The following is a 26474-nucleotide window of genomic DNA, read 5'->3' as shown; positions in this document are numbered from 1 at the left end:
GCAGCATAATGCTGCCCGTCTTTTATTCTTGCTTGCTGATGAATCTGCCATGCCGCTGACTGCTGTTGTTAACTATTTCAATTCGCACCTTGATGACTTCAATCGTGCTTCCCGACTCGCTTCCGAGGCGCGTATTCACTATGTGTCGGAACGCGCTGAAATCACGGGGGAGATCGACGGCATGCGGGTGATTCCCGGCCAGCACGCACTCTATAACAGTGAAATCAGTGCGCCGGTCGCCTTTGAGTCGTGGCTGCGCATCGAGGATGAGCACGGTGCCGAGATCAATGCGCGTTCGCTCTATTACTCGGCGTGGGAGCCAGAAGATGTGGTGTTCCTCGATCGCTTTCTGCGCGTGCTGCATACGCTGAACCACCTTGCCCAGCATGGCAGTGACCCAGCGACCTCTGACGTGCCGTTAATCCTGGATATTCACTGGCGCCATGTCAGAGCGGTGGAAGCATCCCACGGCCAGGTGTTCGAAAACCTGCTGGCGCAGCTGGGCATTTTGCCAACGCAGATCATCCTGCGTATGCAGGCCAGCGCGCTGATTGAAGACGAACACGTACGGCGCGCGGTCAGCAGCTTCGAGGGACGCGGTTATCGTTTGTTGGTCGAAGGCTTGCCGATTGATCACGCGCACTGGCCGCTGCTGGGGGAGATGGGCATCGACTGGGTAGCGGCCGATCCTGACTTCCTGCAAGCGATGCTGCGCAACCGCATGTTGCAGGCACGCCTCGATCAATGGATCAGCAGCGCTCACGCCGAGGGGTTGAAGGTGTGGCTACAGTCGCTGGATAGCAGCAAAGCTCTGGAGCTGGCCTGGCGGCTCGATGTCGATGCCGTCAGCGGTGACCGGCTTGATGAAATCGCCGCAAGCCATCACTAGGAGATAGTCCGTCAGGGGCAGAGGGCAATTGTCTGCCCTTGTCGGAAGATTAACGCAGCCACGTCTCATATGAAGCTCTGGGAGTGTCGATTGCCCCAGGGCTTTAATCTCTTCGTTCGGTTGATTTTATTTGATGGGGTTCATTTTATAGATTTCATTTGATAAAAATGATGCGTCAAGAAAGTCACCTTTTTTGCATTACATTATATTCGTAAATAAGTTGTGACCTTTGTTCAATAAAGGAAATCATGCAGTCGCTGTATTTTTTGTTGTAATCATTTTGTCCTGCTATTGTTAAAGCTCTATATAATACATCCTTGCAAAACTGGGCAGTATTCTCCAGAAATGTCTTTTCAGTATCCTGCAACTCAGGGTGGGCGCTGCCCTGCCCAAGGTATTCTCGTAACTCTGAAGTGCCGTTGATTTGATATTGACCATCCTCGGTCATGACCTTGAGTTTCTGTATTGACTCCCTCAATGGTGTAAAATCAGGCCCTTGTGGAATTTCGAAGGCGTTTGCGTTACTTGATGCCAGCAGTATAGAAACTGCTATTAATGTTTTTTTCATTCTTATATCAATATCTCTGCCCGAATAGTAGTTGATCCATGAAGGAACCATGGCCCTGACCTTGTACTTCTCCAGAATCATCAGGCTACCCGCGTGCGCCAGGGCTTTCAGGAAGCAGGCTGCGCGTAGCACTTGCACCGTTTTCGGAAAATGAGCGCGCTGGAGCAGCGTAGAATTCACTTCTGGCGCTTCTGGCAGGTCATTAGGAAAAAGCATCGCACGATTCAACCGTGCGATGCTTTTTATCTGCTTAACGCAATGTTCCCCACACTAGCGGGGTGAAGCGCTGGAATTTATACGATATCCAGCGGCTCGGGGCGAGCGGGCGGGGGAAAGGCTTCATCGAGCTTCGCTAACTGCTCAGTGCTGAGCGTTATCTCCAGAGCCTTGGCGTTTTCCTCGATATGCGCGGGAGTCACCGCCTTGGGAATAGCGATCAGGTCCTGCTCGCCGTTGAACGGGCGAATGGCCCATACCAGCAATAGCTGGGTGGGGGAGGCGTTATGCTGGGCGGCAATTTCCTGTACAACCGGATGGTTGACCAGATGACGGCTGGCGCTGCCGCCCTGGGCGACGGGGCAGTAGGCCATCAGCGGAATATCCAGCTCGCGCAGGCATGGGCGCAAATCGAATTCGATACCGCGTGAGCCGAGATTATAGAGCACCTGGTTGGTGGCGCAGTCACTGCTGCCGCTGGTGCGCGCTAATGCATTGGTGTCCTGGGTATCGAAGTTCGACACGCCCCAGCGCTTGATCTTGCCTTCATCAATAAGCTGCTCGAAACCTTCCAGTGTCTCGCTGAGCGGGGTGCTGCCGGGCCAGTGAAGCAAGTACAGATCGAGGCTATCAATGCCCAGATAGGAGAGGCTGCGCTCACAGGCTTCCTTCAAGCGCTTTTTGCTGGCGTTGGAAGGCACCGCCTTGCTGACGATAAAGGCGTCATCGCGGCGGCCTTTGACGGCGCGTCCCACAATACTTTCCGAACGGCCATTGCCATACATTTCGGCGGTATCAATCAGCGTTAGGCCCAAATCCAGCCCACGCCGCAATCCATCGACCTCTTGTTCGGCAGTGTAATGCCCATCGCCCATATGCCAGGTGCCCTGACCAATGGCGGGAAGTTGATGTCCAGCAAAGTTAACCGTGCGCGTCATGATGGCTCCTTGGACAGTTTCAACATTTCCCTCCCAGCCTAAAGCAAGCCCCCTGCCTCTGAAAAGCGCAGGGGACCGTTGGTGGCAATAGCTGCGATCAAAGACGCGCCAGTGCGACTTCGGTGGCCTTGACGAAGGCCAGCACCGGCGAGCCGATTGCAAGTTTCAGCTCTCGTACCGAACGGGTGGTAATCACCGACGTTACGATGCCGTGGGGCGTTTCGACATCAATTTCACTGAGCACGTCACCTTCGTGAATGTGCTTGATGGTGCCGCGAAACTGGTTACGTGGATTCAGGGCAGGTTCATTGGACATGGAGTGACTCCGTTGATTATCGGTTGGGAGAAGTACCCATCAGATAGCGATGGCGTCGGGAGATACCTGTACAACCTGTGCCTGACGAAGATAGTGGTCGTGTGGAGCATCATCGCTGCCACCGTGGGTTGAGCGGTCACTATCAGCCGAGTGATGTTGACCGGTCAGGTGCGCCAGCAGGGTTTCCTCATGGCGAATCACCTGGGGATCGGTTGCTCGGCGGGGGCGCGGTACATCAATACGCAGGTCGAGCGCCACGCGACCTTCATCGAGCAGAATCACGCGATCGGCAAGGGTGACTGCTTCCGCGACATCGTGGGTTACCAGTACCAGCGTAAAACCGTGTTCGCGCCACAGCCGCTCAATCAGTTGGTGCATGCTGGAACGGGTCAGGGCATCGAGGGCGCCCAACGGCTCATCCAACAACAGCAATTGCGGCTGATGCGCCAAGGCGCGCGCCAGTGCCACTCGGGAGCGCTGTCCCCCTGATAGCTGGGCCGGCCAACGCTGCTGGTGCTCGCTTAATCCGACCTCTTCCAGCGCCTGGTGCGCGACCATGTGATTGCTGCCCAGCGCGGCGTTATCCAGCACACTCTTCCATGGCAGCAGGCGCGGCTCCTGAAACATCAGCCTGATATCGCGGGTGTGGCGGGCCAACGGTGCGCCGTGCCACTCAAGAGTGCCGTCGTCGGCGTGATCCAGCCCGGCCAGCAGGCGCAGTAACGTTGATTTACCGCAGCCGCTGCGACCGATAATGGCGACGATTTCGCCTTCCGTGATATCAAGATCGAGCTGCTTGAGCACCTGGGTATTGTCGAAGTGGCGCGCAACGCCTCTTAGGGTGAGGGCCGTGGTGTGCTGGGAAGCATGATAGGGCTGTGACATGAAGATGATCCGCTCGCTGAAGTGGAAAGTTGAAAGTGGAAAGATGGAAGGCTGGCCTGAATTAGTTGGGCTTAGCGCCTACTGCGCTGAAACGCGGGGTGCCAGCGCAGCCACCAGTATTCGAGGCCCTTGGCCATCAGGTCGGCGATCTTGCCCAGCAGCGCATAGAGCACAATCGTGAGAAGAACGATGTCGGTTTGCAGAAATTCCCGCGCGTTCATCGCCATATAGCCAAGGCCATCGGTGGAGCTGATGGTTTCGGCCACAATCAGCGTCAGCCACATCAGACCCAGCGCGAAGCGCACGCCCACCAGAATGGAAGGCAGCGCACCGGGCAAGATCACGTTCCAGAACAGCCTGGTACCGTGCAGCCCGTAGCTTTTCGCCATTTCGATCAGGTGAGGATCAACATTGCGAATGCCGTGATAGGTATTGAGATAGATGGGAAACAGCGTGCCCAGCGCCACCAGAAAAATCTTGGCGGTTTCGCCGATTCCGAACCACAGGATAACCAGCGGAATCAGCGCCAGATGCGGCACGTTGCGGATCATTTGCAGGCTGCTGTCGAGCAGGCGTGATGCCAGCGACGAGAGTCCGGTCATAAAGCCCAGCGCCAGCCCCGCGGTACCGCCAATCACAAAGCCGATCAGAGCGCGGCGAGTGCTCGACCACAGAGCCTCGAACAGCGAGCCATCCTGTACGGTGCGCCACCCAGCTTCAACGACCGCTGACGGTGAGGGCAGAATACGCGCCGATATCCAGCCGTAATCGGCGGCCAGCTCCCAAATGATCAACAGCACGATAGGCAACAGCCAGGGCGCGGCAAGATTAAAAAGGTGCTCTAGCGGATGACGACGTGCGCTGGCCATGAGGATTCCTTTGACAATAAATCAGGCGGTAAAAAAAGGCAGGTTTCGGCCCCTCACAACATGAGTGATCGAACAGCTGCGGCCATCCCTGACACCCTGCGGTTGCGAAGCGGGCGGCGGTACGAGTGTTCCAGAGTAGGTGGTTCCTTAATTACCGTTAAATACAGTTTTCAGGTTTGTATATTCGGTTATTGAATATATGGGCTATGCCATGGCGCTGGTGGCGAGTGAAATATGACGCTTTGCAATAAAACTGACATGCTAGGTTGCTAGCGTAGTGTCAGTTCTTCGCATGCCTCGATACGAGCGCAGAACCAACTTTTTACTATCGCACCTGATTTATGGAGAGCACGCATGCTCAAGCGCAGTTCGCTCCTTCTTGCCGCTTCACTGGTTGTGGGTCTTGGTGTTCAGGCACCTGCTCATGCTGCCGCTACCATTACTGGCGCTGGCGCTACCTTCCCTTATCCGGTGTATTCCGAATGGTCAGATGAGTATCAGGATAAAACCGGTGCTGGTCTGAACTATCAGGCGATCGGTTCCGGCGGTGGTATTCAGCAGATTCAAGCGGGTACGGTGACTTTCGGAGCTTCTGATGCGCCGCTGTCAGCGGATGAACAGAAAGAGCATGATCTGGTGCAGTTCCCGATGATCATGGGCGGTGTGGTGCCGGTAGCCAACCTCAAGTTGCCGGAAGGTAAAACGCTGCGCCTTGATGGCCCCACACTGGCTGCCATCTATCAGGGCAAGATCACCTCGTGGGATGACAAGCGCATTGCTGCATTGAATGAAGGCGTGGATCTGCCGTCGCAGCGTATTACGCCGGTGTATCGCTCCGATGGTTCGGGCACCAACTTCAACTTCACTCACTATCTGGCACAGGTCAGCGACGACTTCAAACAGCAGGTCGGTGAAGGCAAGTCAGTGTCGTGGCCGGCAGGTGTTGGCGCTCAGGCCAATGGCGGTGTGGCGTCACAGGTCAGCAAGGTGCCGGGCGCAATCGGCTATGTTGAATATGCCTACGCCAAGCAGAATCATCTGCCAGCACTGGAACTCAAAAACCAGGACGGCAGCTTTGTGGCACCTTCTGGTGAAACCTTCGCGGCCGCAGCTTCTCACGCTGACTGGAAGGGTACACCTGGCTTTGACGTGATCCTGACCAACCAGCCGGGCGCAGATAGCTGGCCGATCACTGCGGTCTCCTACATTCTGATGCACGCCGATGCCAAAGATGGCAATGCCTCCAAACAGGCCCTCGACTTCTTCAACTGGGCGTACACCAATGGCAGCGATGCAGCTACCAAGCTCGACTATGTTGCGATTCCGAAAGACGTGGTTGAAATCGTGAAGGAAAACGTCTGGTCGCGCATCAAGGCTGATGGCAAGCCAGTGTGGACCGAGCAGTAAAACGCGGTGCAGGAGTGCTGCGCACCTTTAGTGCCCGGCGCTCCTGACAGCGGTTCAAGCAAGTGTTATCAACACCGGGATTTTCCCGGTGTTGTAGCATTCGTGTCACATTCATCCGTGACAATACATTCCGCTGTCTGAAGATTAACTGAGTGAGCCAGCAGGTTACCGTGCAGCATGTCAGCGAGTTCGTACTGACGCTTGCGCTGCCTGCATACGCCCGAACAGGGGCAACGGCGCTCTCGGATGAGGTCAGACAGGGTGTGGATTCCTCCATCGAACGAAGGTTTATTGTGCTGCGTACATGTCAAACAGTGCTGAGGTCGATGTCATGAGTGACAGTGGTCGTAGCGAAACATCATCACCGTTGCTGAGCATGAGCCAGCAGGAAGGTCGCGCGCTGGCGCGCCACGGCTTGATGGATCGGTTATTCAAAAACGGCACCGGAGCGCTGGCGATACTGGTGCTGGTACTGCTCGGCGGCATTATGCTGTCGCTATTGATTTCCTCCTGGCCTGCGCTGGTCACCTATGGTGGTCAGTTTTTCACTGAAAATCGCTGGGCGCCCAATCAGCAGGTCTTCGGTGCGCTGCCCGCTATCTACGGCACCCTGATCACATCGCTGATCGCGGTCGTGATTGCCGTACCGGTATCGTTTGGCATCGCGATCTTTCTGACCGAACTGTGTCCTGCGGTGCTGCGGCGTCCGCTGGGGGTGACGGTGGAGCTGTTGGCGGGTATCCCGTCGATCATCTATGGCATGTGGGGTGTGCTGGTACTGGCACCGCTGCTGCAATGGCTGTCGCCCACCATCTTTCCGACCGGCACAGGGCTGCTGACGGCGGGCATTATCCTGGCTGTCATGATTATTCCCTTCATTACCGCTACCGTGCGCGATGTCATGAATACCGTGCCTGCCGTATTGCGGGAATCCGCCTACGGAGTGGGCTGCACCACCTGGGAAGTCGTGCGCTCGGTCGTGCTGCCGTCGATTCGGGTCGGCATGGTGGGGGGCGTTATTCTGGGGTTGGGGCGTGCTCTGGGCGAGACCATGGCGGTTACCTTTGTGATCGGTAACAACCTGTTCTTCTCGGCCACCCTGACGGGGCAGGGCACCTCGATCGCTGCGCTGATCGCTACCCAGTTTAACGAGTCCACCGGTGTGCAGCGCTCGGCGCTGCTGGCACTGGGCCTGATTCTTTTCCTGATTACCTTCGCTGTGCTGGCCTGCGCGCGCTTGATGCTCAAGCGTATGCAGCGTCGCATGCCGTAGCCGGAGCCTGTGCAGATGCAACACTCCAATTCGCTTTATCGAAAGCGCAAGCTGCTCAACCGTACGGTAATGGTGCTGTGTTCGGCGGCGGCGCTGTTCGGCATCTTCTGGCTGTTAGCCATTTTGGCTACGCTGCTGTGGCAGGGCGTTACCGCGATCGAATGGTCAACGTTTACCGAGCGTACCCGAATGTCAGGTGGTGGCCTGGGTAACGCTATTCTCGGCTCCATCATGCTGACCCTGGGCGGCACCATCATCGGCACCATTATCGGTGTGGGGGCGGGTACCTGGCTGGCGGAATATGGCCGTAATGCGGTGCTCGGCAGCGTTATTCGCTTTATCAACGACGTGCTGCTGTCGGCACCCTCGGTGATTATCGGTCTCTTCATCTATGCGCTGGTGGTGCTGCCGATGGGGCACTTCTCCGGCTGGGCGGGCATTCTGGCGCTGGCGGTCATTGTGATTCCGGTGGTCATTCGCGCTACCGAAGACATGCTGAAGCTAGTGCCCGACTCCCTGCGCGAAGCCGCCTCGGCCATGGGCGCACACCGCTGGTGGGTGGTGGTGCGGGTCTGCTACAGCGGTGCGCGTGCCGGTATCATCACCGGTATCCTGCTGGCCTGTGCGCGTATCAGTGGTGAGACTGCACCGCTGATCTTCACCTCGCTCAACTCCAACCAGTGGAACTTCTTCGATCTTGGCAGCGAAATGCCCAACCTGCCAATGACGATCTATCAAAACATGACGATCAACTCCTTTATCCCCCGTCAGGTCGAACTGGCATGGGGTGGAGCCTTGATTCTCACGTTAACCATTCTGGTGCTCAATATCATCGCGCGCTTCATGTCGCGAGACACCAACAAGAGGTAATCATGCCCTCGACTAACGCTTATTCCGCTTCCACGCCGGAAACGAAACCGCAAGTGACGCCGGGCGTCACCCTTGCCGAGCGGGGAGCCAAGAACACGCCGAACAGCACCAAGCTGCTGGTAGAGGACTTGAACTTCTACTATGGCAAGTTTCATGCGCTCAAGAATATCAGCATGGAAATTCCCGCCAACGAAGTCACGGCCTTCATTGGCCCTTCCGGTTGCGGTAAATCAACGCTGCTGCGCTGCTTCAATCGCATTCATGACCTTTACCCCAACATGCACACCAAAGGTCGTCTGATGTTGGACGGCTATGACATCAACGACCGCAGCATTGATATCAACCTGCTGCGCGCTCGTGTTGGCATGGTGTTTCAGCGCCCGACACCGTTCCCGATGTCTGTGTTCGATAACATCGCCTTTGGCGTGAAGCTGTATGAACGCTTGCCACGCCGTGAAATGGAGGAGCGTGTGGAGTGGGCGCTGCGCAAGGCGGCGCTGTGGGATGAAGTGAAGGACAAGCTGCGCCAGAGTGGTCAGGCACTCTCCGGCGGTCAGCAGCAGCGCCTCTGTATCGCACGTAGTATCGCGGTGAGGCCGGAGGTGATTCTGCTCGACGAACCGACGTCAGCGCTTGACCCGATTTCGACTGGCTACATTGAAGATCTGGTCAATGAACTCAAGCAGGATTACACCATCGTTATCGTGACTCACAATATGCAGCAGGCCGCGCGCGTATCCGACATGACGGCCTTTATGTATCTGGGCGAACTGATCGAATACGACCGCACCTCGAAGATATTCACTCAGCCACGTAACAAGCAGACCGAAGACTACATCACCGGGCGTTACGGCTAACGCTAACGTTGCTCGTTTCTGCATCGTCTTACACCCCCATGGGAATTGCCTCTCATGGGGGTGTTTGTCGTTAAGAGGAAATAGGGCGGGCGTGGTCGCGGTGGGCAGCCAGTGCCCAGGTGTTGCTTTTGCCGATGGCTTCACGCGCTTCTCAATGAAGCATCTCTCACTGGACGCTATCAGGAGCCGTGGCATAAGTGTGCCGTGGATAGGCCGCGCTGAGGCGCACTGCGTTATGGGAAAGAGGGAAGGAAGTAGCAGGAGCAGGGCGAGAGAGGTGGCGTGGCGCGAGGTTCTTCCCGCCCAGAAACAATCAACCCCACTGGCAGTGTCGCGAGTGGGGCTGATCTGTCAGAGGCGCTGAGTGCCGGGCAAGCGCGTGATGCGTAGCAGGCGCTCAACTCCTTTGATGGCAAGGTCGCTGAGCGGCGTCATGAGTATCCAGGGCAAGTAGATCAGACCGATCGCCAGTGACGCCATATAGACATCTTCGAACCAGTGGGCGCCGGCCATGATGCGCGGCATGCTAAAGCAGAATGCCATTATCACGGCTACCGGCGTCCATTTGCGCGGTGCGTAGCGCATCACAAAGGCAGTGAAAACGAGCAGCATCATGCCGTGATCACCGGGGAAGCTGTCGCCCGCGCTATCCTTCGCCTTGAACGACACCAGTTGCGATACGTAATTGACGTGCTCGCCCATATCGTGGAAATAGAGCGAGGGGCTTTCATGGGCGTAGGGCAGGTCGTTATTGATTAGCGCAATAATGCCCGCGCTTGCCAGCATCACGAAACCAATCGAGAACCAGTGCCAGGTGCGCGCCGGCCGTGGGTCCTCACGCATGGCAAACACCAGTACCAACAGCATCAGCAGGAAGGTGGTGACATCGTAAATGCGCGTATTGAGCGCTCCCAGCACGGTGACCCACAGGGGATGCTGCTCGGTGATGGTGTGATTGAACGAGAAGAATACCCATTCGTTCAGGGTTGGCCAGATGGGCAGTGCGGTTTGCCACCAGCTTGCCAGAATGAGCAGGCCCAGAATGTTGAGGGTCAGAATTCGTTTCAAAGGCATGTACGGGATCTACGTGTAGTCAATAATGAGGCCGAACGTCAAAAGCGAGAACGTCAGGCGTTGGGTCGAGGGCGAAAGAGGCCCATGAGTCGTGTTTCTACCCAGCGCTGGAGCGGGGTAAACAGAAACCACGGTGTCAGCAGCAGCACGAGTGTAAGTGAGCCGACATAAACATCGCTGAAGGCGTGAGCACCGACCATGATGCGCGGGCAGGTCACCAGCAGTGCCAGCACAATCGCGATCGCTGCCCATGGCCGGCTAGCGAAGCGCAGCATAAAGGCAGCAAAGATCATGGCGTGTACGCCGTGATCGCCAGGGAAGCTATTGCTGACCGCATCCTTCACATTATAGTCGGTTAGCGCCGTAATAAGATGCACATGATCGTGCAAATAGGCAGGACTAGGGCGCGTGTACTCCAGCATCTCGTGAATGATATGGGTGGCAACGCCAGAGCACGCCGACATGACCAGCGCCACACTGAACCAGTAGCAAAATGCCCGCACAGTGAGCTTCTTCACCAGATTGATGACGAGAATGGCCAGCATGGTGCAGAAGATGATCGAGTCGAAGAATCGGGCATTGGTCAGCGCCAGGGCTTTGACAAACAGCGGATGCTCCGGAGTAAGGTACTGATTGAAATAGAAAAACAGCCCAGTATCCAGTGCGTCCCATTGTGAGTGGAGTATAAACCAGCTGCCGAGCAGCAGGAATGCTGCCATGTAGCAGCGCGACAGTGCTGCAATGTTCATTGTTATCCCTTGGTAGATCTATGTTGTATAAGTGATCTTAGTTTACCGAGGTTGAATTGCTGCAAACACGATGAATGTAAAGTGAGCGTGATATTTTCGTGCAAGAATCGAGAAAACTTTCTGAGTCAAAACTTTCGAGGGGTTGGCGCACACGTAAAGGGCCATGAGGATTTCCCCCATGGCCCTTTACGTGTCAGGCGTTGTCGCTGCCTGTCAGCTATTACAGCGCGGCGATCTTATCGCGCTGCGCTTCCAGCAGAGTGATTGATTGACGCTGCTCTTCCAGGCGGCTGCGCTCTTTCTCGACCACCTCGGCGGGTGCCTTGGCGACAAAGCCCTGGTTGGAGAGCTTGCGCTCGATGCCATCAATCGCCTTGCGGCTTTGCTCAAGCTGCTTGTCGATGCGCGCAAGCTCCGCATTCTTGTCGATAAAGCCAGCCATCGGTACGCGCACTTCGAGAGCGCCCACATGACCCAGCGCGGACAGCGGTGCCTGATCTGCTTCGGTAAACTCAACGCTTTCGAGCTTGGCCAGCTTGCTCAGCACGCGACGGTTCTCTTCCAGACGGCGATGATCGCTCTCATCGCCACCGCACAGAATCAGCGGAAGCGCCTTGCCCGGAGAGATGTTCATTTCCGCGCGAATATTGCGCACGGCTACAATCACCTGCTTGACCCACTCGATATCATCAATAGCGGTTTGATCAACGCGCGATTGATCGGCACAGGGCCATGGCTGAACCATGATCGAGCTGTCCGCTGTTACCTCGATACCGGCCAGCGGCGCGACGCGCTGCCAGATCTCCTCGCTGATGAACGGCATCATCGGGTGCGCAAGGCGCAGAATGACTTCCAGCACTCGAACCAGCGTGCGGCGGGTGCCGCGCTTCAGTTCAGCGCTGGCGCTGTCGTCCCACAGCACCGGCTTGGATAGCTCCAGATACCAGTCGCAGTAGTCGTTCCAGACAAACTCATAGAGCGCCTGCGAGGCCAGGTCGAAGCGGTACTCCTCAAGGTGTTTGGTCAACTGCGCTTCAATGAGCTGCAAGCGCGAAATGATGTAGCGATCGGCGCGGCTCAGTTCGACTGCTTCACCGTGCTGGCCGCAATCTTCGCCTTCCGCATTGGAGAGCACATAGCGCGCAGCATTCCACAGCTTGTTGCAGAAGTTGCGGTAGCCATCGAGGCGATTGATATCGAACTTGATATCACGGCCAGTGGAAGCCAGCGACAGGTAGGTATAGCGCAGTGCGTCGGTGCCGTGAGCCTCGATGCCCTGCGGATACTCCTTGCGCGTCGCCTTGGCAATCTTCTCGGCCTTTTGCGGCTGCATCATATTGCCGGTGCGCTTCTCGACAAGCTGCTCAAGGTCGATACCGTCGATCAGATCAATCGGATCGAGCACGTTGCCTTTCGACTTCGACATCTTCTGGCCCTGACCATCGCGCACCAGACCGGTCATGTAGACGGTCTTGAACGGCACCTGGCCGGTAAATTTCAGGGTCAGCATAATCATGCGTGCCACCCAGAAGAAGATGATATCGAAGCCGGTGACCAGCACATCGGTAGGATGGAAGGTTTTCAAGGCGTCGGTTTGCTCGGGCCAGCCCAGCGTGGCGAAAGTCCACAGCCCCGAGCTGAACCAGGTATCCAGAACGTCTTCGTCCTGACGCAGTTCGACATCATCGCCCAGCCCTGCGCTGCGGCGTACTTCTTCCTCGCTGCGTCCCACATAGCAGTTGCCCTGCTGGTCATACCATGCGGGAATGCGGTGGCCCCACCAGAGCTGACGCGAGATGCACCAGTCCTGAATGTCGCGCATCCAGGCGAAGTACATGTTTTCGTAGCTTTTCGGCACAAACTGAATGTCGCCATCTTCCACCGCCTTGAGGGCAGGCTCGGCAAGCGGCTTGATCGAGACAAACCATTGCGCCGTCAGCAGCGGCTCGATCACGGTGCCGGAGCGGTCACCGAACGGCTGCATGATGGTCTTGTTTTCGACCAGCGGGTTGCCTTCATCGTCGAGTACGGCCAGCCCTTCGCTGGTTACGGCTTCCACTACCCGCTGGCGCGCCTCGAAACGCTCAAGGCCGCGAAACTCATCGGGTACCAGATTGACGGTGCTGACATCGCTGCGTGTGTCGCTGCCTTGAGCGATGGCCGTGGCGATATGCGCGCTCTCTTCGTAGGAGAGGCCGTCGCTGCGCATATGGCCGTTGAGATCCATTAGCTCATACATGGGCAGCTGGTGGCGTTTGGCAACTTCGTGGTCATTGAAGTCGTGGGCGCCAGTGATTTTCACCGCACCAGAACCGAAGGTCGGGTCAGGGTGCTCGTCGGTGATAATCGGAATCTGGCGGCGCAACGCTTTCGGTCCGACTGGAATTTCGCACAGCTTGCCTACCAGCGGCGCATAGCGCTGATCGGAGGGGTGTACCGCAATGGCGCCATCACCCAGCATGGTTTCGGGGCGGGTGGTCGCAATCGAGATATAGTCACGGGTTTCGCGCTTGGTAACGTTGCCGTCGGCATCGCGCTCAATGTATTCGTAGGTTTCGCCGCCCGCCAGTGGATATTTGAAGTGCCACATGTGGCCTGCCACTTCCTTGTTCTCGACTTCGAGATCGGAAATGGCAGTATTCAGCACCGGGTCCCAGTTAACCAGGCGCTTGCCGCGATAGATCAGGCCATCTTCGTGAAGACGCACGAAGGCTTCCTTCACCGCATTTTGCAGGCCGTCGTCCATGGTGAAGCGCTCGCGCGACCAGTCGGGGCTACCACCCAGACGGCGAAGCTGGCGACTGATGTTGCCGCCGGACTCTTCCTTCCACTCCCACACCTTGTCGATAAAGGCATCGCGCCCCAGGTCGTGGCGGCTCTTGCCTTCTTCTGCCTGCACCTTGCGTTCGACCAGCATTTGGGTAGCGATACCCGCGTGGTCGGTGCCCGGCTGCCATAGGGTGTTATGCCCCTGCATGCGCTTGAAGCGTACCAGCGTGTCCATCAGCGTCATGCCGAAACCGTGGCCCATGTGCAGGCTGCCGGTGACGTTGGGAGGCGGAATCATCAGTGAAAAAGGGGTGCCATGACCAGCGGGAGCGAACAGGCCCTGCTGTTCCCAACGCTGATACCAGCGCTCTTCCAGCTCATTGGGGGAGTAGGTTTTATCCATCGGTTCCATGTAGCGGCTCGAATGTGATGAGTGACAAATGGGATGACTGCGCGAGGCACCGCAATGGTGCGGGCAGCAGTGGAAAATGGCTCTGATTATACGCATTTCACAGGGCTGCCGTCACAGTCTTCGCCACCTTGAGGCCGCGCGGCGCTAAACGGGGCGCTGTGATGGGCAAATGGTCGCAAGGGCGGGAGCCTGGCGCGACAGCAAAAAGCGGTTCGATTTATCGTGGCGAGGGGCTACACTGCCCAGCTTTGCTGAGCTTTATTGCTGTCGGCCGTGCGGCGGTCGTTAAACGCGGGTGATTATGAACAACATAGCGATTTCGCGCACTGAGTTAGCCAGTCTGATCATTGCGGCGGTGGCGTTGATTCTGCTGCTGCCGTTCAAGCTGCTCGCCCCCATGCTGGCAGGGCTGCTGGTCTTTGAACTTATCAACACCATTACGCCCACGGTAGAGCGGCTGATTTCGTACCGCTTTGCCCGCCTTATTACGGTTGCGCTGCTGACCATTCTTATTCTGGGCGGATTATCAATTCTGGTGGTGGGTGCCTTCTCGCTGGTGCTGCATGAAGTCAATAACCCCGCGCGCCTGACCAATATGCTGCTCGATGTGGTCGAACAGGCGCGTCGTCAGTTGCCCGACGTGGTAACGCGCTACTTGCCCAGCTCGGCAGATGACTTCTATAGCCTGCTGAAGCAGTTGCTGCACGATCACACCAGTGAGCTGAAAACCTGGGGCACCGGGGCGGTACATCTGTTTGTGAAGGTGCTGCTGGGCATGGTGCTGGGGGCGGTGATTGCGCTGGTGCCTTCACCTTCCGAACAGCAGATGAAGCCGCTGGCAGCCGCGCTTTATCGGCGTGTGCGGCGTCTTGCCAAGGCGTTTCATCAGATTGTATTTGCCCAGATTCGTATCTCGCTGCTGAATACGGTGCTGACCGGCATTTTCCTGCTGATCGTGCTGCCGCTGGCGGGCGTGCATTTGCCGCTGGCTAAAACGCTGGTGCTGATTACCTTCGTGGTCGGGCTGCTGCCCATCGTCGGTAATCTGATCTCCAACGCGATTATCTGCGTGATCGGGCTTTCCGTATCGCTGTGGGTGGCTATTTCGGTGCTGGTGTATCTGGTGGTGGTGCACAAGCTCGAATACTTCTTCAATGCGCGCATTGTGGGCGGCTCGATTCGCGCACGCGCGTGGGAGCTGCTGCTGGCGATGCTGGTCTTTGAAACCCTGTTTGGACTGGGCGGCCTGATCGCAGCTCCTATCTATTACGCCTATCTGAAAATGGAGCTGCGCGACAAAGCGCTGATTTGACGCCTGCAACGGCATATCGGTGGGGAAGGGCGTGGCATAACCCAGAAGGAGCCGCGTGCTGCGCGCAGTGTAAAGACTAGCGCAGCACTAACGGCGATGGATCAGGCTTGCCCTTTAAGGTGGTGCGCCTTCACCGGATAGCCTCGCTCCTTGTACATCTTCCAGCTTTTGCGTTTAGCGACCAGCACCTGTTGATGCTGGTTGATAATCTCCGCGATACGCTCAAAGCGTGAAAACCAGCCTGGCACCTCGTCGGCCAGATTCAGCAATACCTCGGCACCAGGGCAGGGCGGTTCGCTGTAGCCAATGGTGATGGGCGCGTGCTCCTCCTCGGCGCTGCCCAACAGCGCATGAGGAACGAAGCTATCGGGCCTGAAGGTCCAAAGTGCAGCATCAATCTCGCTGGCAGCGGCTTCATCGTTGGCATGCAGATGCAGCCGGTAGCCCTTGTGGTTGATGGTCTCCGCCAGGCGGCAGGCAAAGGTGATGCGCGCCTCCAGGGTGGTATCGGGCAGCACATAAAAATCGATTTGCGTCATGCTGAGCTACACGCCACCGTCAACATCAAGTACCGCGCCAGTGGCGAAACTGGCTTCGCTGGAAGCGAGCCAGACAATCGCATTAGCGATCTCCTCTGCTTCCCCGGCACGGCCCAGCGGAATGCTGGCGGCTGAACTCTCCGGCTTGTCGGGTAACCCGCCGCTGGCGTGAATGTCGGTACGAATAACGCCGGGTCTGACCGTATTGACACGAATGCCATCGGCGGCCACCTCTTTCGCCAGCCCTTCGCTGAAGGTGTCGATTGCCCCCTTGGAGGCGGCATAATCCACGTACTGGTTAGCGCCGCCACGATGGGCCGCGGCTGACGAGACATTCACGATGGCACCGCCGTGGCCGCCAAAGCGCGTGGACATGCGTTTGACCGCTTCGCGGGCGCAGATGAAGGGGCCGACGACGTTGATGCGCATCATGCGCTCGACACGTTCATAGCTGAGCTCTTCAACACGGCTGACCTGATCGACGATGCCAGCGTTGTTGACGAGCACATCGAGGCGCCCGAAATGCTGGTCAACGGCCTCGAACAGCGCCTGAATGCCATCCTCTGCGCTGGCATCAGCTTGAATCGCCACAGCGCTGCCGCCTTCCTGTTCAATCTCGCTGACCAGTTGTTCTGCGGCGTCGCGCCGGCTGAGATAGTTGATGACGACGCGGTAGCCACGCTGTGCGGCCAAACGTGCGGTGGCGGCACCAATGCCGCGTGAGCCACCGGTGATCAGCATCACCGGCTGTTGCTGAGAGTGCTGAGAGGCTGTCATTACACTTCCTCCAGAGGGCCAAGTTGATCGGCGTCGAGACCTTCTGCTTCCCGGTCGAACAGATACTGCGTGAGCAAGCCAACAGGACGGCCGGTTGCGCCCTTCTTGCCATCCCAGGCGGTGCCGGCAATATCAAGGTGGGCCCAGCGGTAGTCGCTGGCAAAACGTGACAGGAAGCAGGCGGCGGTAATCGCGCCTGCGCCGCGTCCGCCGATGTTGGCGAGATCCGCGAAGTTGGATTCCAGCAGCTTTTGATATTCGTCCCAGATCGGTAGCTGCCAGGCGCGATCCCAGGATTCGTCGGCGGCTTCCAGAAGCTCTTCGGCAAGGCCGTCGTCGTTGGAGAAAACACCGCTTGCCTCACCGCCCAGCGCGATCACCATGGCACCGGTCAGGGTTGCCATATCGACCACACTGGCAGGTTTGAAGCGCTCGGCGTAGGTGAGCGCATCGCACAGCACCAGCCGCCCTTCGGCGTCCGTGTTGAGCACTTCGACGGTCAGCCCCTTGAGGGTTGTAATCACGTCGCCGGGTTTGAGGGCATTGCCATCGGGCATGTTTTCAGCCGAGGCGATAATGCCCACCACGTTAATCGCTGGCTTGACTTCCAGCAGGGTCTTGAAGGTGCCCATAACGCTTGCGGCACCGCCCATGTCGTAACGCATTTCATCCATATTGGCGCTGGGCTTGATCGAAATGCCGCCAGTATCGAAGGTGATGCCCTTGCCTACCAGCACATGAGGCGGCTGGTCATCAGGGGCACCCTGGTATTCCAGCACGATCAGGCGGGAAGGCTCGCTGCTGCCCTTGCCGACGGCGAGAATGGCGCCTGCGCCGAGTTCTTCCAGCTCGTCGTCGCCCAGCACGGTCACCTTGAGCGCACCATTGTTGCCCAATTCGACTGCTTGCTCGGCGAGATAGCGAGGCGTGAGTACGTTGCCCGGCAGGTTGCCGAGTTCACGAGCGAAGTTGATGCCTGCGCCAACACCTGCGCCCAGCGCGAGGCTCTCGTCGATGCGGTCGGTCGCCACACCTTCTGCCGCCAGCACGGTAAGGCTTGCCAGGGTAACGCTCTCTTTCGCGGTACTTTTGCCGTGGGTATAGCGATAGCTGGCCTTCACGGCATTCTCGGCGCACAGACGTGCCTGCCACTCAGGTTCACGGTCATCCAGCAGCGGATCGGTGAAGGCAGCGGCTGCCTCTGTGATCGCAAGCTTGGAAGCTGCGCTAAAGGCCGCTAATATCGCCGAGCGCAGCGCTGGCTCGGAGAAGTTCTCGGGGTCGCCCAGGCCGATCAGCAGCAGCCGTTGGGCCTGAATGCCCTGTGGTTCAGGCAGCAGCAGCGTGGAGCCAGTGTCAGCGGGGAAGTCACCGTTATCGAGCAAACGTTGTAACAGCCCGCCCAGCGCCTGATCCACCTGCTTGAACGCAGGCGTCTGACGTGGCGCTTGCGGGTGAATCTTGAACACCGGTAGAACGAGGCATTGCGTTGAAATATCAGTAGCAGCAGCGTTGCTGGCAGAAAAGTGCATGATGGCTCCCTGTTGCGCGGGCGAGGTGACGCGGCGATGGGTGATAACAGGCGGCCTGTGCGGTAAGCGCGGCTCGCCATATGCCAGGCGTCAGCGTGATGGCTACACAGTGTACCCCAGGCATTGCGTGGCGCAACGGCGCGGGGCCTTGCACTAACGGTCAGCAGGAAGTCAGGACGCAGCAGGTAGTCAGGGCGAGGGGGCTGGGCAGGCCCGGTTCTCGATGTCGAAGTGATAAAAGCGGTTTGTTGGCATAGGCAACGCCGAGTGTTTTTGGGAGAACCACGTTGGTTATTTTCCGCTATTTGATGCGTGAGATCATGATCACCATGATCGCGGTGGCGGCGGTGCTGTTGCTGGTGATTACCGGCAGTCGCTTTATTCGCTATATCGCCAGTGCCGCCGCAGGGGAGCTGCCGGTGGGGCTGGTGGGCAATCTGATGCTGTTTCACTTCCCCGGCTTCATTCAGCTGATTTTGCCGCTGGCGTTCTTTCTTGGCTTCCTGCTGGCCTATAGTCAGCTTTACCTGAATAGCGAAATGACGGTGCTACAGGCGTGCGGTTTTAGCCCGGCGCGTCTGCTGCGCATTGCGCTATGGCCGGGCGTTCTCACGGCCATTGCTGTAGGACTATGCGCCTTGTGGCTGAATCCGGCGGCGAGCAAGGCCACCGCTCAGATGCTCGATCAGCAAAAATCCCAGCTCGACTTCAGTATTCTGACGCCGGGGCGCTTTCAGCCCATCGGCTCCGGGCGTACCGCCTATATCGGCTCGATCAATCGTGAGCACACTGAAATGCACCATGTGTTTATCAGTGAAGAGCGGGCGGGCAGGCCGACAGTATTGACCCGCGCCAACCTGGGCGTGCAGTACACCGATCCAAATACCGGCGATCGTTACCTGATGCTGCGTGACGGCTTCCGTCAGTCGATTGCGCCGGGCAATAAGGTGGCGGATGAGATGAAGTTCGCGAGCTACGCCTTCCTGCTGCGTACTGCCGATACCCGTGCCGATTTTGATTCGGTCACCATGCAGTCGTCGGGCCAGCTATGGCGAGAGGGCGGCGACGAGGCGCTTGGTGAGCTGCAATTTCGGTTGAGTTTGCCGCTGATGATTCCGGTACTGGCGCTGTTGGCGATGTCGCTTTCCAAGGTGAACCCGCGCCATGGGCGCTTTGCCAAACTGCTTCCAGCGATTGTGCTGCACGTTATTTATCTGAGTACGCTGATTGCGGTCTCCAACGCGGTCAAGGAGGGGCAGATGCCTGCCTGGATAGGCGTGTGGCCGGTGCATGCGCTGTTCCTGCTGATTGGCCTTTGGCTTTTGGAACGCACCTTTGGCCAGCGGGGGGCACGCTAATGTTTTCGCTGTTTGATCGCTATGTCGCGCGCACCGTGCTGGCAGCCATGCTGATTGTTGAATTTACGCTGCTGGCGCTGGATTTCTCGATTGGGCTGCTGGGCGCGCTCGATGATATCTCCGCCAACTACGGCTTTGTGCAGCTGGTGATTTATCAATTAATGCGCTTGCCGTGGCGTATCTATGAGTACGCCCCGCTGGCGGTGCTGCTGGGGGGCTTGTTGGGGTTAGGCTCCATGGCCGGGGCGAATGAGCTTACCGCGATGCGCGCGGCCGGCAGTTCCATCACTCGCTTGAGCATCGCCGTATTGAAGCCGCTGGTGCTGGTGATTGTGATAATGATGGCGGTAGGGCAGTGGCTGGTGCCGCATAGTGAGCAGGCGGCTGAAAGCTATCGCGCCGAGCGTTTGCAAAGCAGCGGAGAGACGGTAGGAAGGGGCAGTTGGCAGATTGAAGGCAACACCTTCTACAAGTTCGGTGCCATCACCTCGAACAACACCCTGATTGGTGTATCGCGCTATCGCTATCAGGATAACCGCGTCGTGGAAGCCAGCTACGCCCAGCGCGCGCTGTGGGATGAGCAGTCGCAGCACTGGCGGTTGGAAGATATCAATACCACTCGTTTTGAAGAAAACGGCACCACCTCGCAACATAGCGATTCCGCCCAGTGGGAGACCCGTTTCGACCCACGCTTTTTGTCGCTGGTAATCATGGATCTTAATACCCAGCCGCTGACCAGCCTGTGGGAGTTTGCCCACTATCAGGACAGTCAGGGCATCAGCAGTAACGATGCGTGGCTGTTCTTCTGGCAGAAGCTGTTGCAGCCCTTTACCTTCATTGGACTGATGCTGGTGGCTGTATCCTTCGTGTTTGGCCCGCTGCGCACCAAAACAGCAGGCACACGCATCTTCATCGGCATTGTGGTCGGACTGTGCGTGAAGTATCTACAGGATCTGCTTGCACCCGCTTCGGTGCTGCTGGGATTTTCACCGCTGTGGTCGGTGCTGCTGCCGATTATTGTCTGTTATCTGGTCGCGTTTTATCTGCTGCGTAAAAACGGCTAGCGCTGCTCAGCAGCCACCCGTTACGTGGAGCACGCGGCGGGTTGGCTTTGAAACAAGGAAGATACAGACCAGGCGGCGCTATTCTGGCGCAGCCTGGTTGCTGCTGCGTGCTTGACTCTACAGCGCCGCTCCAGCACTACTCGGCGAAGGCTTTTTCCAGCGCAAAGCGTGGCACGCGCTCACCATCGCGCTCGACCTCTTCGATAAACATCGCAAGCGGCCGGCACCACACGCCGTAATCGCCATAAAGCGCGCGGTAGACCACCAGATGCTCCTCGCTCTCGCTGTGACGTGCGCAGTCGAGCACTTCATAGAGAGCGCCCTTGTAGTGCCGGTAAATGCCGCGAACGGGGGCGTGAGTCGTCATGCTGGCTCCTGAAAATAAGGGGGAAGTGAGGCCGGTAGCGTTGCTGCTATCGCGCTCTATTCAGCGGCGAAGCATGATATGGCGTGTGCCGCTGCCGCAAACCCGAAGCTGCCGGTCACAAAGGTAGCGGCGCCAAATCCGGAAGCACAGTCGAGTCGCGTTGAGTCGCCGGGGGTGGGTTTGGCATGGCACACTTCACCATCGCTGGAAGGATAGCGGCGCTGCTCGTCGGAGCAGATGCAGGTGACGCCAAAGCGACGTTTGGGGTCGCGAGGGAAGCCGTGCTGCTTGCGTAGATTGCGGCGCAGTTTGGACAGCAGCGGATCGTATTCAGTGCGTGCCAGATCACGCTGAGCGATGCGGATCGGATCAATCAAGCCGCCGGCTGCGCCCGTTACCGTCAGGCCAAGGCCGCGCGCTTTGCAGTGCGCCACCAGCGCGGTTTTTGCCGCCAGCGAATCTATGGCGTCCACGACGTGATCAATCTCGGCACCCAATAGCTGGTCAAGGTTGTGCGGAGTGATGAAAGCGCTCACCGCGTGCACCTTAAGATCGGGATTGATCAGCCGCATGCGCTCCGCCAGCACCTCCACCTTGGGGCGACCAATCTGACCATCGAGGGCATGCAGCTGACGGTTTACGTTGGAGACGCACACGTCATCCAGATCAATCAGGGTCAGCTCGCCTACACCGGAGCGTGCCAGTGCTTCCACGCTCCAGCTCCCGACACCGCCCACACCAATCACCGCAATATGCGCCTGTTGCAGCGCCGTGAGCGCGTTGCGCCCCAGCAAGCGCTGAATGCCGCCAAAACGCAGTGTCGCGTTCTCCTGCGGAGTAACGTCGAAATCGGGTGAAAACGCAGAGGGGCTATTCATGCAGAGGCTCTTGATGGCAGCGGTGGTGGAAGCAGGGGCGGCGAAGCAGCGTATTCGGTGGGGAAAACCAGTGAGGAAAACGATGCTCCGCCATTAGGCTGCGTAGCATACCGTTTCGGCCACGCTGGCGTCATCCAGCCTCACGATTTTGCACGGTCGCGTCTTGATGCCGGTGATGCGATCGCTTTCCAGCGCTGTGCTTCGCTTAATGCGGAAGGCGATATAAATCCTGGTGATTCGCACGCCGGGGGCAGCCAACTGCGCCCACATGTTGTATGGTTTGCCGAACCGGTAAAGCTCCTTGAACAAGCCGTCGTTCTGGCTACCAGCGTACCCTCTGTGGCTGGTTGTCGGAATGTTGCCTGAAGTGATGCCGGTGGCTGGGTTAATCGAGCCTACCGTTCTCGATCTTCCTCGCGTGCTGGCCGATCCCAACGCGCACTCTGTTGCCCCTTGCGGGGCAAGGCCGATTGCTGCCGCTGCTACCCGTGGCGCGCCCTGTCGGGTTAAGCACTGGCGTCATGTCGGGTAGCTGTCGCTTCCCATGCAATCACTGCCCTGTGACCTGGACGCCTGATTATTTCTCCTCTGCCTCGGGTCTGATCTGTTTCATGTTTGACGCCTTTAATCGTCTTTTTCCTGTGTGGGCACTGCTGGTGGCAGTGGCTGCCGTGCTGCTTCCTGCGCCCTTGCTGGCGCTGTCGGGGTGGGTATCGCCACTTCTGATGCTGATCATGTTCCTGATGGGCGTGACGCTATCGCGTGCCGACTTTGCGGCGGTTTTCCGCGAGCCGCGCGCGCTGGTGCTTGGACTGGTGCTGCATTACACGCTAATGCCTCTGGCCGCCTGGGGGATTTCGCTGTTACTGGGACTCTCCCCTGAACTGACGATCGGCATGCTGCTGGTGGGCGCCGTATCGAGTGGTACGGCTTCCAACGTGATGTGCTGGATTTCCGGCGGTAATGTAGCGCTGGCGGTGAGTCTGGCAATCGTCTCGACGCTGCTATCGGTGGTGCTGACGCCGCTGATCGTGTGGGGGCTGGTAGGGCAGAGTGTGAGCGTGCCGATCTCGGCCATGCTGGTGAGTATTGCCAAGCTGGTGCTGTTACCGGTAGTGCTTGGCGTTGTTGTGCACCAGTTTCTGGGGGCGCGCATCAAACGCTGGGAACCTTGTCTGGCAAGCCTGGCGGTACTGGCGATTCTGGTGATTATTGGCGTGGTGGTCGCAGCCAACCAGTCGCACCTTGCCCGGCTGGGGCCGCTGGTCGCACTGGCTGTTATCCTGCATAACGGTGTGGGTCTGGCAGGCGGCTATTGGGGCGGTCGTTTGTGTGGCCTCGATGCCAGCAAAAGCCGCACGCTGGCCTTCGAAGTGGGCATGCAGAACTCCGCGCTGGCCGTTACGCTGGCGCAGAATTTCTTCTCACCGATGTCGGCACTGCCGGGGGCGCTCTTCTCGGTATGGCATAATATCTCCGGCTCGCTGCTGGCGGCATGGTGGAAGCGCCATCCTATCCAGCGAGCGCCTGATTCCGCTGACAAGAATGCCCCATGACCTCTGTTTTATCTTCTGCTGAACCATCCGCAGCCCAACAAGCTGCGTCAGTGCCGGCGCGCAAGCCTTTTACTGCGCGTGGAAGCTTTGTGGTGCGCTGCGAGGCGTGCCAATTGCCGCAGCTCAACTGCCTGTGCCCCTATCGTGTCGAAACCGATTCACGGGTGAGGTTCTGGCTGATTACGCACCGGCTGGAGCACTACAAGCCGACCAATACCGGCCGTTTAATCAAGGATTGCCTGCCGCATACCGAGATTTTCGGCTGGGCGCGCACCGAGCCTGATCCGCGTCTGCTGGAGCATCTGGCAGATCCGCGCTTTGCTCCTTTCCTGATCTTCCCTGATGACCAGGAAGATTACGCCACGCGCGTAGTAAGCTATCAGGACCCCGGCGAGCAGAAAATTCCCGTTTTTATCATTCTCGATGGGACCTGGCGGCAGGCTCGCAAGATGTTTCGGCACAGTCCCTACCTTGAGCGGCTGCCGATAGTGTCGCTGCGCACTGATCGCGTCACGCGCTATCGGTTGCGTACCCCCGCCTCGGCGCAGCATCTGTGTACCGCCGAAGTTGCCGCTGAGCTGCTGCGTATGGGGGGCGATTTTCACGCCGCCGAGGTGCTAGATGACTATTTCGATATTTTCAACGAAAGTTATGCGGCCAGTCGCCGTCATGAACGGCTTGAGTCGCATACTGCTGCCATGCGTCGCCAACTGGCACGCTGTAACTCTCCTATTGAAGGAGCATGACCCATGTCCATCACCCTGATTGCTACCATTGATGTTCAGCCCGACCATGTGGATGAGGTGCTGAGTGCGCTTAAAGAAGTGATGGCACCTTCGCGCCAGGATGAAGGTTGCGAGCACTATCAGCTCAATCGCGACCCTGACAGTGCGACAATCTTCTACATGATCGAGCAGTGGGCGTCGCCCGAAGCGCTTGACGCCCACGTCAATACGCCGCATTTCAAGGCGCTGGTGAGTGCTCTGGAAGGCAAGGGCGAACTCTCCATCAAGCAGCTTGAAACGGTAGATTAACCGTAGCTGCCGAGGAGCATGGCGGTAGCCACGCTGAGTGCTATTCCGCTGCTGCTTTGGTTACAAAAAGGCGCTATCGACTTCCACCGATAGCGCCTTTTCACGTTTTCTGGCGCTTAAAAAAGCGTTTAGCAAAGCGCGTTAACCTTTACGACTGCCCAGCGAGCCGAAGCGGCGCTTGAACTGGGCCGCGCGCCCTTCGCTGCTGACCGCGCGCTGCTGGCCGGTGTAGAAGGGGTGTGAGGCGGAGGAGACATCCAGTTTTACCAGGGGATAGGTGTTGCCGTCCTGCCATTCGATGGTTTCTTTGGTCTCGATAGTCGAGCCGACCACGAAGTAGGTGTCCGCATTGGTATCGTGGAACACGACTTGACGATAGTCGGGATGAATATTGGCGCGCATATTGGACTCCTTGGCAGTACAGAATCGTGGCAGCCTCTTTAACCAAAGCAGGAAAGAAGGGCGTTGATCGTTGGTAATTTTGTTATTTTATAACATATCTAAATTGAAATCCAACGGTCAGCGCAACCGGCCATCGGTCTGGAGACGCCGCTCTACTTCTCGCAACTGGCGTTTGTCCGTGACCAGTAGAATCAAATGGTCGCCTTCCTCGATGCGTAGCGACCCCTTGCCGAACAGCACTTCGTCACCGCGAATCACGGTGCCGATGGTGGCGCTCTCAGGCAGATTCAGCTCCCGAATCGAACGCCCTACCACGGCGGAATGGCGTGAATTGCCATGGATGACCAGCTCGATGGCCTCTGCCGCGCCGCGTCTTAACGCCTGCACATTGACCACTTCACCGTGGCGAAGATAGGCCAGCAGACTGCTGATGGTCGCCTGTTCCGGTGAAATCGCGATATCTATTTCAGCTCCTTGCACCAGATCGACGTAGGCGGTGTTGTTAATCAGCGCCAGCACCTTGCGCGCCCCCAGCCGCTTGGCCAGCATGGATGACATCACGTTGACTTCATCATCGTTGGTGAGCGCACAGTAAATGTCGCACTCGTCGATATTTTCGTCGATCAGCAGGCGTTTGGAGGTTGCCGAACCATTCAGAATCACGGTGTCGTCGAACATTTCGGCCAGCGCCTGGCAGCGGTCGTTGTCCTGTTCGATCAGCTTGACGCGATGATTGGGTTCGAGCGCCTGCGCCAGCTTCTCACCAATGCGCCCGCCACCCGCGATTACCACCTGACGCACGGTGCGCCCGCCGCGCCTCATTCTGGTCATCACGTTGCGAATATCGCCCCGTGCAGCGAAAAAGAAGATTTCATCTTCGGGGTGAATAATGGTGTTGCCATCGGGAATAAATGGCCTGTTGCCGCGATATATTGCGCAAATCCAGCTATCAGGGCGCGCAGGCGTTTCATGCAGCGACTTGAGCTTGCGATTTACCAGCGGGCTGTCGTCGTACACCTTCATCGCCACCAGTTGCACGCGCCCCTCGGCGAAGTCGAGCACCTGAAGCGCGCCGGGATATTCAATCAGGCGCCTGATCTGGGTGGTAACGACCTGCTCGGGGCTAATCAGCACATCAACCGGAATGGCGCTGGGATTGAACAGCTCGCGGCGTGTCAGGTAGGCGCTGGAACGCACCCTGGCGATCTTGGTGGGCGTGTTGAACAGTGAGTGGGCCACCTGACAGGCCACCATATTAAGCTCGTCATTGCTGGTGACGGCGACCAGCATGTCAGCGCTATCACAGCCGGCTTCGGCCAGCACAGCGGGGTGAGACGCATGACCATTCATGATGCTGATCTCGCAGCGATTGTGCAGCTCACGCAGTCGCGGTAGATCGGTGTCGATCACGGTAATGTCGTTCTCTTCACTGGCCAGATGCTCTGCCAGAGTGCCGCCGACTTGTCCTGCACCGAGAATCAGAATCTTCATGTTATGTGCTCACCATCGTTCGCGTTGCCAAGGTCGTTATCGCCGGTTGCATTATCGTGAGTAGCCGTTGCC

The 26474-nt window shown here is 57.9% G+C and carries 28 protein-coding genes; 12 read left to right on the top strand and 16 right to left on the bottom strand.

The features are described from left to right. Positions 1-49: 49 nt before the first annotated feature. Positions 50-889 carry an EAL domain-containing protein gene (locus tag L881_RS0103465; protein WP_025732325.1) on the top strand — a complete coding sequence of 280 codons (840 nt, stop codon included), beginning with the start codon at positions 50-52 and terminating at the stop codon, positions 887-889. Positions 890-1073: 184 nt separating this feature from the next. On the opposite strand, the gene L881_RS0103460 is transcribed toward L881_RS0103465, so the two are convergent. From L881_RS0103460 to ssuC, 5 genes are all read right to left on the bottom strand, one after another. Beyond that, complete coding sequence (locus tag L881_RS0103460) at positions 1074-1673, bottom strand: hypothetical protein (RefSeq protein ID WP_025732324.1); 600 nt, start codon at positions 1671-1673, stop codon at positions 1074-1076. Positions 1674-1750: 77 nt separating this feature from the next. Then, positions 1751-2611 (bottom strand): aldo/keto reductase, encoded by an 861-nt coding sequence (locus tag L881_RS0103455; RefSeq protein WP_025732323.1) that lies wholly within the window; start codon positions 2609-2611, stop codon positions 1751-1753. Between the two features lie 97 nt (positions 2612-2708). Then, positions 2709-2927: a TOBE domain-containing protein gene (locus L881_RS0103450; protein ID WP_025732322.1), complete on the bottom strand. Its 219-nt coding sequence runs from the start codon at positions 2925-2927 to the stop codon at positions 2709-2711. Positions 2928-2966: 39 nt separating this feature from the next. Next, entirely contained in the window at positions 2967-3812 is an 846-nt protein-coding gene (locus L881_RS12750) for an ABC transporter ATP-binding protein (protein ID WP_025732321.1), read from the bottom strand. A gap of 71 nt (positions 3813-3883) precedes the next feature. After that, entirely contained in the window at positions 3884-4681 is a 798-nt protein-coding gene (gene ssuC / locus L881_RS0103440) for an aliphatic sulfonate ABC transporter permease SsuC (protein ID WP_025732320.1), read from the bottom strand. Positions 4682-5035: 354 nt separating this feature from the next. Between ssuC and pstS the strand changes: the two genes are divergently transcribed. The 4 genes from pstS to pstB all read left to right on the top strand — a co-directional run bounded on the left by pstS (position 5036) and on the right by pstB (position 9088). Beyond that, a complete protein-coding gene (gene pstS / locus L881_RS0103435) occupies positions 5036-6088 on the top strand; it encodes a phosphate ABC transporter substrate-binding protein PstS (RefSeq protein ID WP_025732319.1) in 1053 nt (350 codons plus the stop codon). 304 nt (positions 6089-6392) lie between these two features. After that, positions 6393-7361: a phosphate ABC transporter permease subunit PstC gene (gene pstC / locus L881_RS0103430; RefSeq protein ID WP_245587915.1), complete on the top strand. Its 969-nt coding sequence runs from the start codon at positions 6393-6395 to the stop codon at positions 7359-7361. A gap of 15 nt (positions 7362-7376) precedes the next feature. After that, a complete protein-coding gene (gene pstA, locus L881_RS0103425; RefSeq protein ID WP_025732317.1) occupies positions 7377-8231 on the top strand; it encodes a phosphate ABC transporter permease PstA in 855 nt (284 codons plus the stop codon). 2 nt (positions 8232-8233) lie between these two features. Then, the gene (gene pstB, locus L881_RS0103420; protein ID WP_025732316.1) at positions 8234-9088 is read left to right on the top strand and encodes a phosphate ABC transporter ATP-binding protein PstB; all 855 of its coding nucleotides are present in this window, start codon (positions 8234-8236) and stop codon (positions 9086-9088) included. A gap of 351 nt (positions 9089-9439) precedes the next feature. Here pstB and L881_RS0103415 read toward each other — a convergent pair whose 3' ends face one another. The 3 genes from L881_RS0103415 to L881_RS0103405 form a co-directional block, all read right to left on the bottom strand. Next, positions 9440-10162, bottom strand: a complete 723-nt coding sequence (locus tag L881_RS0103415; protein WP_025732315.1) for a phosphatase PAP2 family protein — start codon at positions 10160-10162, stop codon at positions 9440-9442. A gap of 53 nt (positions 10163-10215) precedes the next feature. After that, positions 10216-10911, bottom strand: a complete 696-nt coding sequence (locus L881_RS0103410; RefSeq protein ID WP_025732314.1) for a phosphatase PAP2 family protein — start codon at positions 10909-10911, stop codon at positions 10216-10218. Positions 10912-11131: 220 nt separating this feature from the next. Next, positions 11132-14083, bottom strand: coding sequence for a valine--tRNA ligase (locus L881_RS0103405; protein ID WP_025732313.1), 2952 nt, complete (start codon positions 14081-14083; stop codon positions 11132-11134). 310 nt (positions 14084-14393) lie between these two features. On the opposite strand from L881_RS0103405, the gene L881_RS0103400 reads away from it, so the two are divergent. After that, entirely contained in the window at positions 14394-15404 is a 1011-nt protein-coding gene (locus L881_RS0103400) for an AI-2E family transporter (RefSeq protein WP_025732312.1), read from the top strand. Positions 15405-15505: 101 nt separating this feature from the next. Here the strand turns inward: L881_RS0103400 and L881_RS0103395 are convergent, their stop codons facing one another. From L881_RS0103395 to L881_RS0103385, 3 genes are read right to left on the bottom strand one after another with little or no spacing between them, the layout of a single operon-like run. Then, positions 15506-15943: a DNA polymerase III subunit chi gene (locus tag L881_RS0103395; RefSeq protein WP_025732311.1), complete on the bottom strand. Its 438-nt coding sequence runs from the start codon at positions 15941-15943 to the stop codon at positions 15506-15508. A gap of 6 nt (positions 15944-15949) precedes the next feature. Continuing rightward, positions 15950-16720, bottom strand: coding sequence for a glucose 1-dehydrogenase (locus L881_RS0103390; RefSeq protein WP_025732310.1), 771 nt, complete (start codon positions 16718-16720; stop codon positions 15950-15952). Continuing rightward, positions 16720-18252 (bottom strand): leucyl aminopeptidase, encoded by a 1533-nt coding sequence (locus L881_RS0103385; RefSeq protein WP_025732309.1) that lies wholly within the window; start codon positions 18250-18252, stop codon positions 16720-16722. Before L881_RS0103385 ends, L881_RS0103390 begins: the two co-directional genes overlap by 1 nt. Before the next feature lie 287 nt (positions 18253-18539). Here L881_RS0103385 and lptF point away from each other — a divergent pair, with 287 nt between their 5' ends. Continuing rightward, a complete protein-coding gene (gene lptF / locus L881_RS0103380) occupies positions 18540-19610 on the top strand; it encodes an LPS export ABC transporter permease LptF (RefSeq protein ID WP_025732308.1) in 1071 nt (356 codons plus the stop codon). Further along, positions 19610-20674: an LPS export ABC transporter permease LptG gene (lptG, locus tag L881_RS0103375; protein ID WP_025732307.1), complete on the top strand. Its 1065-nt coding sequence runs from the start codon at positions 19610-19612 to the stop codon at positions 20672-20674. Before lptF ends, lptG begins: the two co-directional genes overlap by 1 nt. A gap of 136 nt (positions 20675-20810) precedes the next feature. On the opposite strand, the gene L881_RS0103370 is transcribed toward lptG, so the two are convergent. The 3 genes from L881_RS0103370 to L881_RS13715 all read right to left on the bottom strand — a co-directional run bounded on the left by L881_RS0103370 (position 20811) and on the right by L881_RS13715 (position 22228). Then, positions 20811-21041, bottom strand: a complete 231-nt coding sequence (locus L881_RS0103370) for a DUF1653 domain-containing protein (protein ID WP_025732306.1) — start codon at positions 21039-21041, stop codon at positions 20811-20813. A 56-nt stretch (positions 21042-21097) separates the two neighbouring features. Next, positions 21098-21919 carry a tRNA cyclic N6-threonylcarbamoyladenosine(37) synthase TcdA gene (gene tcdA / locus L881_RS12745; protein ID WP_034578289.1) on the bottom strand — a complete coding sequence of 274 codons (822 nt, stop codon included), beginning with the start codon at positions 21917-21919 and terminating at the stop codon, positions 21098-21100. 93 nt (positions 21920-22012) lie between these two features. Further along, entirely contained in the window at positions 22013-22228 is a 216-nt protein-coding gene (locus L881_RS13715; RefSeq protein ID WP_156926483.1) for a hypothetical protein, read from the bottom strand. Between the two features lie 46 nt (positions 22229-22274). Between L881_RS13715 and L881_RS13710 the strand changes: the two genes are divergently transcribed. From L881_RS13710 to L881_RS0103340, 4 genes are all read left to right on the top strand, one after another. Beyond that, on the top strand, positions 22275-22451 hold the full coding sequence (locus tag L881_RS13710; protein ID WP_156926482.1) for a hypothetical protein: 177 nt from the start codon (positions 22275-22277) through the stop codon (positions 22449-22451). Positions 22452-22530: 79 nt separating this feature from the next. After that, on the top strand, positions 22531-23475 hold the full coding sequence (locus tag L881_RS0103350; protein WP_025732305.1) for a bile acid:sodium symporter family protein: 945 nt from the start codon (positions 22531-22533) through the stop codon (positions 23473-23475). Then, positions 23472-24221 carry a tRNA-uridine aminocarboxypropyltransferase gene (locus L881_RS0103345; RefSeq protein WP_025732304.1) on the top strand — a complete coding sequence of 250 codons (750 nt, stop codon included), beginning with the start codon at positions 23472-23474 and terminating at the stop codon, positions 24219-24221. The genes L881_RS0103350 and L881_RS0103345 overlap by 4 nt, the downstream gene beginning before the upstream one ends. Positions 24222-24224: 3 nt before the next feature. After that, a complete protein-coding gene (locus L881_RS0103340) occupies positions 24225-24509 on the top strand; it encodes a putative quinol monooxygenase (RefSeq protein WP_025732303.1) in 285 nt (94 codons plus the stop codon). A gap of 141 nt (positions 24510-24650) precedes the next feature. Here the strand turns inward: L881_RS0103340 and L881_RS0103335 are convergent, their stop codons facing one another. Further along, positions 24651-24911 carry a type B 50S ribosomal protein L31 gene (locus tag L881_RS0103335; protein ID WP_025732302.1) on the bottom strand — a complete coding sequence of 87 codons (261 nt, stop codon included), beginning with the start codon at positions 24909-24911 and terminating at the stop codon, positions 24651-24653. A 117-nt stretch (positions 24912-25028) separates the two neighbouring features. Beyond that, a complete protein-coding gene (trkA, locus tag L881_RS0103330) occupies positions 25029-26402 on the bottom strand; it encodes a Trk system potassium transporter TrkA (RefSeq protein ID WP_025732301.1) in 1374 nt (457 codons plus the stop codon). Positions 26403-26474: the final 72 nt, after the last annotated feature.

The sequence above is a fragment of the Carnimonas nigrificans ATCC BAA-78 genome, assembly GCF_000526695.1.
Classification (GTDB): domain Bacteria; phylum Pseudomonadota; class Gammaproteobacteria; order Pseudomonadales; family Halomonadaceae; genus Carnimonas; species Carnimonas nigrificans.
Note: the sequence above shows the minus strand (reverse complement) of the source record. Positions and strands in the feature narration are given on the sequence as shown.

Coding starts and splice junctions, on each gene's coding strand:
- L881_RS12750 (WP_025732321.1), bottom strand. CDS start 3,812: ATGTCACAGCCCTATCATGCTTCCCAGCACACCACGGCCCTCACCCTA.
- L881_RS0103395 (WP_025732311.1), bottom strand. CDS start 15,943: ATGACGCAAATCGATTTTTATGTGCTGCCCGATACCACCCTGGAGGCG.
- L881_RS0103370 (WP_025732306.1), bottom strand. CDS start 21,041: ATGACGACTCACGCCCCCGTTCGCGGCATTTACCGGCACTACAAGGGC.
- L881_RS0103460 (WP_025732324.1), bottom strand. CDS start 1,673: ATGCTTTTTCCTAATGACCTGCCAGAAGCGCCAGAAGTGAATTCTACG.
- L881_RS0103390 (WP_025732310.1), bottom strand. CDS start 16,720: ATGACAGCCTCTCAGCACTCTCAGCAACAGCCGGTGATGCTGATCACC.
- pstC (WP_245587915.1), top strand. CDS start 6,393: ATGTCAAACAGTGCTGAGGTCGATGTCATGAGTGACAGTGGTCGTAGC.
- L881_RS0103405 (WP_025732313.1), bottom strand. CDS start 14,083: ATGGATAAAACCTACTCCCCCAATGAGCTGGAAGAGCGCTGGTATCAG.
- lptG (WP_025732307.1), top strand. CDS start 19,610: ATGTTTTCGCTGTTTGATCGCTATGTCGCGCGCACCGTGCTGGCAGCC.
- ssuC (WP_025732320.1), bottom strand. CDS start 4,681: ATGGCCAGCGCACGTCGTCATCCGCTAGAGCACCTTTTTAATCTTGCC.
- pstA (WP_025732317.1), top strand. CDS start 7,377: ATGCAACACTCCAATTCGCTTTATCGAAAGCGCAAGCTGCTCAACCGT.
- L881_RS0103415 (WP_025732315.1), bottom strand. CDS start 10,162: ATGCCTTTGAAACGAATTCTGACCCTCAACATTCTGGGCCTGCTCATT.
- trkA (WP_025732301.1), bottom strand. CDS start 26,402: ATGAAGATTCTGATTCTCGGTGCAGGACAAGTCGGCGGCACTCTGGCA.
- L881_RS0103450 (WP_025732322.1), bottom strand. CDS start 2,927: ATGTCCAATGAACCTGCCCTGAATCCACGTAACCAGTTTCGCGGCACC.
- L881_RS0103335 (WP_025732302.1), bottom strand. CDS start 24,911: ATGCGCGCCAATATTCATCCCGACTATCGTCAAGTCGTGTTCCACGAT.
- L881_RS0103345 (WP_025732304.1), top strand. CDS start 23,472: ATGACCTCTGTTTTATCTTCTGCTGAACCATCCGCAGCCCAACAAGCT.
- L881_RS0103385 (WP_025732309.1), bottom strand. CDS start 18,252: ATGCACTTTTCTGCCAGCAACGCTGCTGCTACTGATATTTCAACGCAA.
- L881_RS13710 (WP_156926482.1), top strand. CDS start 22,275: ATGTTGCCTGAAGTGATGCCGGTGGCTGGGTTAATCGAGCCTACCGTT.
- L881_RS0103400 (WP_025732312.1), top strand. CDS start 14,394: ATGAACAACATAGCGATTTCGCGCACTGAGTTAGCCAGTCTGATCATT.
- L881_RS0103340 (WP_025732303.1), top strand. CDS start 24,225: ATGTCCATCACCCTGATTGCTACCATTGATGTTCAGCCCGACCATGTG.
- L881_RS0103350 (WP_025732305.1), top strand. CDS start 22,531: ATGTTTGACGCCTTTAATCGTCTTTTTCCTGTGTGGGCACTGCTGGTG.
- L881_RS0103410 (WP_025732314.1), bottom strand. CDS start 10,911: ATGAACATTGCAGCACTGTCGCGCTGCTACATGGCAGCATTCCTGCTG.
- pstB (WP_025732316.1), top strand. CDS start 8,234: ATGCCCTCGACTAACGCTTATTCCGCTTCCACGCCGGAAACGAAACCG.
- pstS (WP_025732319.1), top strand. CDS start 5,036: ATGCTCAAGCGCAGTTCGCTCCTTCTTGCCGCTTCACTGGTTGTGGGT.
- L881_RS0103465 (WP_025732325.1), top strand. CDS start 50: ATGCCGCTGACTGCTGTTGTTAACTATTTCAATTCGCACCTTGATGAC.
- L881_RS0103455 (WP_025732323.1), bottom strand. CDS start 2,611: ATGACGCGCACGGTTAACTTTGCTGGACATCAACTTCCCGCCATTGGT.
- tcdA (WP_034578289.1), bottom strand. CDS start 21,919: ATGAATAGCCCCTCTGCGTTTTCACCCGATTTCGACGTTACTCCGCAG.